The organism is Hominilimicola sp., assembly GCF_046972485.1.
GTDB lineage: Bacteria > Bacillota > Clostridia > UBA1381 > UBA1381 > Hominilimicola > Hominilimicola fabiformis.
The window spans coordinates 1-8,070 of record NZ_JBKVWU010000103.1 but is presented as its reverse complement, the minus strand read 5'-3'; the positions used below and the strand labels follow the sequence as shown (position 1 = coordinate 8,070).

3 protein-coding genes are annotated in these 8,070 nt (G+C 36.6%); all 3 read left to right on the top strand.

Features of this window, described 5'->3' with window-relative positions:
- Window positions 1-475, top strand: a 475-nt coding sequence (locus tag ACLTU0_RS09420; protein ID WP_412322190.1) for a TetR/AcrR family transcriptional regulator, incomplete at its 5' end; no start/stop codon positions are given.
- Window positions 476-496: 21 nt separating this feature from the next.
- On the top strand, window positions 497-7,399 hold the full coding sequence (locus tag ACLTU0_RS09415; protein WP_412322188.1) for a hypothetical protein: 6,903 nt from the start codon (window positions 497-499) through the stop codon (window positions 7,397-7,399).
- Window positions 7,400-7,448: 49 nt separating this feature from the next.
- Window positions 7,449-8,070: hypothetical protein (locus tag ACLTU0_RS09410; protein ID WP_412322187.1), on the top strand; the 622-nt coding region annotated here is incomplete at its 3' end.

The window sequence follows — 8,070 nt, the reverse complement described above, 5'->3', positions numbered from 1 at the left end:
GATTAAGGAACTTGGTAAGTATTGTGGTATGACGTCGGCTAATTTGTACAGCTATTTCAATAATGTTGATGAACTTATAATTCAGTCAACTGCGTATTGTATGACAAAAGTCGAGGACGATTTTATGGAACTGTCACCGAAAAATCCGCAGGATATAATGCGGTTTATAAGTGAAATTCCAAAATGGTCGGCTCAAAAACACGGCAAAAAATATCGCCTTATGTATCAAGTATACACGCATCCCCAATATGTTGAGTATGGGAAACAATTTTTTAAGGGCGTTAGTATGCGATATACCGAATACGCCAAACAATTATCTCCCAAACTCGGAATACCTGTTGACATACTTACAGGTTTCATATTTATTTTTGTTCGGGCAACAGTGCATTATGCAATGTTTGAAGATGAATACTACTTGAAAGCGGAAATGGAGGCGTTAAAATTATCGGTGATTTCGGTATTGTCTAAAAAATAAAATTGAAAGGCGGGGAATTTTATGAAAATCAAAAGATGGTTAAGTACAATTATGGCAATGTGCATATTTATGTCTTTGATAACGTGTATGCCTGTATCGGCGGCTGCTCAAGAATGGACATATTGCCTTAAAGTACAAATAAGTGACGCAAAAGATTCAAAAAGTAAGGACGGAAATATTAAAGGGTATTTGTATTTCAACGGTGAGGAAGATGAAGAAGTTTTTACTTTGCAGAATACAAAAACATCTGGCGAAATGTCAGAAACTACACACACATCTTCAAGAGCTCCTTGGACTCTTGATAAAGTGACTATTGAAAACGTTACAACGGACGCATTTAAAATATTATATGTGAGTCTGGGAGTGGCTAAAAAAGGAAGTGACTCATATAGATGGATTATAGATGAGATTTATCCGGACGGAAACGGTACAAAAGACGGTCTTTGGATTGAAAAAAATAAAAAGAGAAGTACCACATACAGTATTAATGTTAATACAAAAAGACGCCTGAAAACTGTCGGAAACTTTGATGATTTCGGAAGTACAATGTATCTTAATCCGACAGGTGAAAAAGACAGCGTTACATATGAATATAACGGATATGTAGGTGACCAATACAATGATATCTTAAACGATAATAAAGAATATTACTGTATGGATATGAGTGACGCACCTACGTTTACATTTGACGTTTCGGGAAAAGGCGAGAATATAACAGTTAATAAAAAAGCACTGATCAGTAATGGTTGCATTACGGAAAAAAGCAGCAATCGTGGTTTTGATATAAACAAATCAAAACTTATGTCGTATATGAATAACAATAATATAAACAAAATCACTATTAAATCAACATTGAAATTCCCGGAAGATACCACATCTAACAAGGAAAGAACAGTTAAAAACATTCCATGGCTTAAATATTACAGCTATGAAGATTATGTCAAAACCTTAACGATTGTCAGAAATGCGTTTTCAATCGGCAGTGTTGAGTTTAGCGACAACTATCAAATACCTAATACAGCTGATACAAATTATAATGCAGATAATCTGTTTTATAATAATGTAAAAAAGAATTCTGAAGGAAAGCAGACAATTACCGTTACTGCGTCAATTAAGACAGGCGGTTATAATAATAATTTATCGTCAGTCAGTCTGACAGGTGCAAGTATCACATTTGACAAAGCAACTCTAACGCTTGGTAATACTGGTAAAAAGATAGAGTCAACAGCAAAGAAAGTAAGGATAAGTAACGGTAAGTTTAAATTGACGTTCCCATATACAAGCGGTATGGATTCGGCTAACGGCGGATTGAAACTTGAATTAAGTAATGCAAAATTAAAAACTATAAGCGATTCACAATTTATGTTGTGGGATGAGGCTAATAAAAAGGTGGAATACAGCTATTTGTCATCAAAGCATAAAATTGACGCGGTAGATCCGACAGTGAAATTATCGGCTTTAAACAATGATAAGGTAGGAGATTGGCACAAGACTGTAACATTCAGTTCAACACCATCAGAAACATTAAACACAACATCATCAGACGGTAAAGCGACTGATGGAAGTTATTCAATGGAATTGCGTGACAGTAAAGGCAATGCCGTAAAGATTTGTGATTATAAAGGCAAGAGTAATGTGTCAACCAAGCAGGAGGTCCCTGCAACAGAATCAAGCACAGGAAACGTAACATTGGCATTAGGTGAAAAGATAGAGGGAATATTTAATCTTAAACTTACAGGTCGGGATAATGCGGGTAACGAACTGTCTAAAGTCGTAGAAAATATTCACCTTGACAACAAAGCCCCTGAAATTACAATTACAGAAAAAGGAGGTTTGCAGAATTCAGACGGAAGTAAGGGCAATAACTATGATGTAACAATTACCGATATGTCGGGAACGGGTAAGCTGTATTATTGCTTTACAAAAGACCGTATAAATGCACCTGCTTTTGATAAGAGCAAAGCCGAACAACAAACGAGCGGTACTATAAGCAGTTTACTTGATAAGTGGGCATTTATAAATCAGAGTGACACCGAAAACGGCAAAACTGCGTCAGCGTATATTGAGGTTGAAGAAGGCAGTAACTTTGAAGGTACATTAATTTATTTTGCCGAAGATGATTTCGGTAATAAAACGGAAATGTCCTACAAAGATATAAATATCACAAACGAAACGACTAAATGCAGTATTGATACCATAAGCGATACATCAATTCCGCATTCAAATTATAATATAGTTCTTACAACAAAATCTCAAAATACTGTTTATTACAAATGGCAGGACAGTAAAGGCGAGTTTATTACGACCGATACAAAGTATAACGGCAAAAGTATAGATACATCAGCCGATATTCAAACGTCAAATTTAGACGGAACATATAAATTGATATGTACAGTTATACCTCCGTCTGGTAAGGCTAATAAGGTGGAAGTAGAACGATATTTTGCGTTTGACAATTCAGCGCCTAAAATCAGTGTTAAGCCGTTGAATGTCGGTACATACAGTGAAAATCAAACGATTTCCGTTATAGGAAGTGACTTGTCGGGAATTAAAGACGGATATGCGAAAGTGGTGAACCCGGACGGTTCTGCGATAGATGGTTTAGAGGAATTTAAGCTTGATGTGACAGATGGCGCTATTTCGCAAAATATCAATATCAGCGATATTCCGAGCGGCGCATATGCACTTTCTGTAAGAATGACGGATAAAAACGGTTTAGAGGCTACGGCAAAATCAGATACATTCTATATCAGAAATTCAATGCCGACAACAGACGTAAGTTTGATTACCGATTTGACGTATAGAGATAAGCCTTTAATTTCGTCGGAAGATTATAAATTAAAGATTGATGTAAGCGAAGATTTCAAAAATGCAGACAATACGGAAAATCAGAATTTATATTACAGAGTAAGCAATACGATTGATACATATGGTGAATGGATAAAGGCAGGAGCGGTTAATAAAATCGATACCGGTTTGACTGCAAGCATTGAATCTGATTCACCGATTATAGCGTTGGCTGACGGTGAAAATACTTTCTATGTACAGACTGCAATTTGTGAGGATAATATCGACACAGCCAAGATTAATATAAACACTGTACAGACAAGTGAATTTACATTCTTCTTTGATGAAACACCGCCACAAACAAGAACGGTTATAAACAACGAACATATCTCCGAAAGTATAAAAGGCAAAGTTTATCTTGCAGATAATATTGATTCCGATTTGAAACTTGTAAGCAACAGCAGTGACGTTGAAGTAAGCAATTCGGAAGAAGATAACGTTTTCGATATAACCGTAAACAAAAATGTTGATACAACTCTTACAGCGATTGATTTAGCAGGTAACAAAACGGATATACCGCTTGTTATAAACGGTATTGATACCGATGCACCGACCGCTAATATTGAAGTTAGCGAAGTTATGAGCGGTGACAGAAAAGACAGTAAAGCTGTAGTAAACATTAATGACGCAAAAGAAGACGAAGTACAGTTTGCGTTTATTCCTGAAAGCGAATACAGCAGTGCAATGTCTGACGAAAAGATAAAAGACAGCTATCTTGAAAGCTATGATAACAGCATAATTAATGTAAGTCAAACAAGTTCGATTGATGCAAAGTGGGAGAATGAAAAGAACCTGACTTATACTGTTAATATTGCAGGAACAACCGAGAATTATTATGTCGGTGTTCGTATGACGGACAGCGTAGGAAACAGTACAGATGTTATTTTTGATAAAATAATGTCAGTGCAAGACACTGAATTAAAACTTGATTATACGGTTGCACCGAAAAAAGCAGGACAAAAATCTATTGTAAAACTAAACTTCAATATGCCGGTGTATATACTTCCGCAATCAAAAATTGTGTCGGTTGCCGACAGTGATGACGGTAAGACCTTAGATGAAACAAATCTTGAAATAGCAAAGCAAAATGCATTGATATTTGCACAATCGCAATCATTTTCTATAACCGCAAACGGCAATTATAAAGTATATGCGGTTGACGATATAGGCAGAGGGAAAGTCTTTGATTTAGAAATCACGAGCGATAAGGTTGAGTTCGGTAATCTTAGCGGCGTTAAAGCGACTACTTATACAGGGGATAAACCGATTGCCGACGGTAAAATGACAGGATGTAATGTAGTTGATGAAGATTGGAATTCTTACAGCACTACCGTTGTGGTTGAACCTATTGATGCAGGGATGCTTTTAAAGCCTATTGAGGACGATTCTGTAAATAACGGATTGAATTTTAACGAATATGACTCTGAACAATATAAATCACAAAGTGGTGAGGGTTATACAAAACTTGTTTATTTTGTAAATACAATGTACGAACCGGGTACAGCCGGTGAAATAGTAACAAGTAACGAAAGAACTGTAGACGTCAATTTATTTGAAGAAGGCAGTGACGAGTCTACCTGGAACATAGTAACGGCGATAATAGACAACATCGACAATACACCGCCCGATTTTGAATTTCAGTACAGTCCTGAAATTATAAAGGTCAACAATAGTCTATATGACAATGACCGAATATTAAAAACGTATACTCCGGGTAATGTAACATTTACCGCAACTTTGCAAGATAAAGATTCGGGAATAGAAAAAATTGTATTGGGCGAAATATGGGACGAAAAGAATGAAGTGCCTGTGTCTATCAAAGTTCCTTTAAAGGATTCAGAAGGTAACTATATTGATTATACGGAAAATTCATGGACTTGGGACGGAAATGAATACGGACACCCTGTAACTGTTGAATTTTTCGGCGACAGTGATCCTAAAGGTGTAAAGACGATAAAGTATACGTTTACCGACAATGACTCTATGGATGCAATAAGGTGCTATAACGGCGCAGGTGATTGTTCGTTTGTATTCGTGACGGAATTGGAAAGTATTACAACTCTTGACTGTATCTACAAAATGCCGATAGAGCAAGGCGAAGATAAGGACTATACACTTCAATATTATTATGAAGATAATAACGGCGAGTGGCAGGAAATTACTGATACAACGGCGTATTACAGAAGGGTTAAAGCCGTAATAACTCCTCAAGACCGAGGTCTGGAAAGAGAGCTTAGAGTTAGAAATAACAACGGTTCTTTTGAAAAAATACTTGATTCATATGAAGAACATTTCACATTCAATTTAAAAGATAAATACGGTTATAAGTCGGAAGTGAATATCGAATACGAAAACTTTGACGAAACAAGCGGAACGATTGAATATGCTCTTTCAAGTACGGCAAAGACAAACAAACCCGTTACCTTGACTATTACCGCAACAGATGACCAAAGCGGTGTCGGTGAAGTTAAGCTTTTAAGTAAGAAAGGTGAAATAAGCGTTACAGATAGCGGCGGCGAGTATACCGCTCCAATATCAGAGAACGGTGCTTACAGTATTGTAATGTATGATAAAGTCGGCAACAAAGCGGTTAAAAACTTTAATGTAAGTAATATTGACAATAACGCACCGACAGTTACAAGCTGCACGCTCAGCACGAATGAAATCACTTCAAAGAGTGTGAGTGCGACATTGCAGTTCTCAAAACCGAATGTTCACATAACATCGGCAGAGCCGATTGGAAGTATAACAAATTCACAATACAGTATTAATTATTCGACATCGGTTATCACATTTACAGAATCGGGTTCGATAAGTGTATTCTTTAAAGACGATTACGGCAATGAGGGCAGTGATATTGTAACTGTTGATAATATCGACAAAACACCTCCATCACTTACCGCGATAACCGAAGTAAATCCGGAAAAAACGGAGGTTACGGTTAAATTTGAAAAAGCCGTTGACACTGCCGGTAATGTGATAGATAAAAAACGTGAACTTGCAGATGTGACAGTAAATTACGGCGGTATAGCACAAGTTGCGGATAAAGCGGAATATGTATTCTACGAAAACGGTATTTACACGTTTAAAGTTTATGATGATGAAGGTATATCGTCATACTTGACATTGGAAATAAAAGATATAGATACTGTTGCTCCGAAGATTACGGAAATCAGATGGAGTTATGCGTATGATGTATTGGAAAACGGTGTATGGCAGAAAAAATCAATGCAAAAGACCGTTATTCCGAACGGTGAAGCGGGATATGTTTTTGCTTCCGATATACATCCGATAACAAATCAAGACGTTACTGTGACGGTTGTAACAGATTCCGATACACACCAGTTGGGCAGCAATGATGAATATAAGACTGAAAATGAAAAGGTGTATACTGACAATGGAATGTATATATTCAATATGGAAAAGAACAATCGTTTAACGGATATATACGGAGTTGACGTTGAAGTTATTGATAAAACACCGCCTGTTATTGATTTACTCGGAAAAAATGAACTTATATTCTATGAAAATACCGCAATGGGTGAAACGTACAGTAAAGATTATTTAACAAAACCGAATGTTGCGTTTAAGGCGTATGATGAATTTGCAAAAGGCGCTGATTTGAATGACAGAGTTATAATAAAAGATTGGGGGGGATTTAATCCCGATGATATAACTCAAAACGTGTTCGATTCAAGTATTCCGTATACGATAACATACGAAGTATCGGATAATGCGCATAATACGACAGAGGTAAAACGTACTGTAAGACTTGTAGGAATGTATGATACAGTGGCACTTGTAAACGGCAAATTGCCTGATTATGCAGGTCGAAGTGAAGTAGAGGGTGATGAAATATCAATCAGTCTAAAGAATTTTTCCGATACGTCAACGGCATATGTACGTTACCAAAAAGGTCTTAAAACAATAGGACAGATGAAGAAAAAAGGAACTATGGTTTCAAAGGACGAGAACGGTGAATTTAAAGTATCAAATCTTGAAAAAGGTTGGTATACATTCTATGTTCAGACGGATAAACGTGATTATTTCAATTTACAGGTTTATCTGTATAATTAGGGGATTTTAAAATGTACCTATAAGGTACAGAAAGGAATGGTATAAAGCGATGAAAGCATTTAAAAGAATTATTTCATCAATGTTAGCACTGGTTATGTTTGTATCAATTTTTCCTCTCGGCGTATTTGCCGAGGGGGAAAACGATAATATATACAGCATAACTAACGGCTATCTTACATATTCGTTTAATGCCGATACGGGCGGATTTGCAATAGAAACCGAAGAGGGTAATCCCAAAAAAATTCTTGATAACAATATTCCGCTTTTGTATTCTGACGATAAAGAAAGAAGTAACGGAACATCTTTTATTACGGTAAGAATAGGTAATAAGGATTATATATTCGGTCAGGATTACGGCTTTTTCGGAATGAGTTCACATCTTGATACTCCCGTAGTCAGTGAAGAAGGCAGATTAATCACTATACCTTGGACGATAAAGGGGGTTACGGTGACATTAAAAATTGCACTCGGCACTGACGAAAACAATGATATAACAGGTAATGCGGGTATTTCGTTTGAAGTTACGAATAACAGTGGCATTGAAGAAGATATAAGCGTTCGTTTGCTTTTGGATACGGCACTCGGAAATGAAATTGACGCACCGTATTTTGTTGTAGATGAGGCAATTCGACCGACAATGACGGAAACTGAATTTTCGGGTGATGATGTAC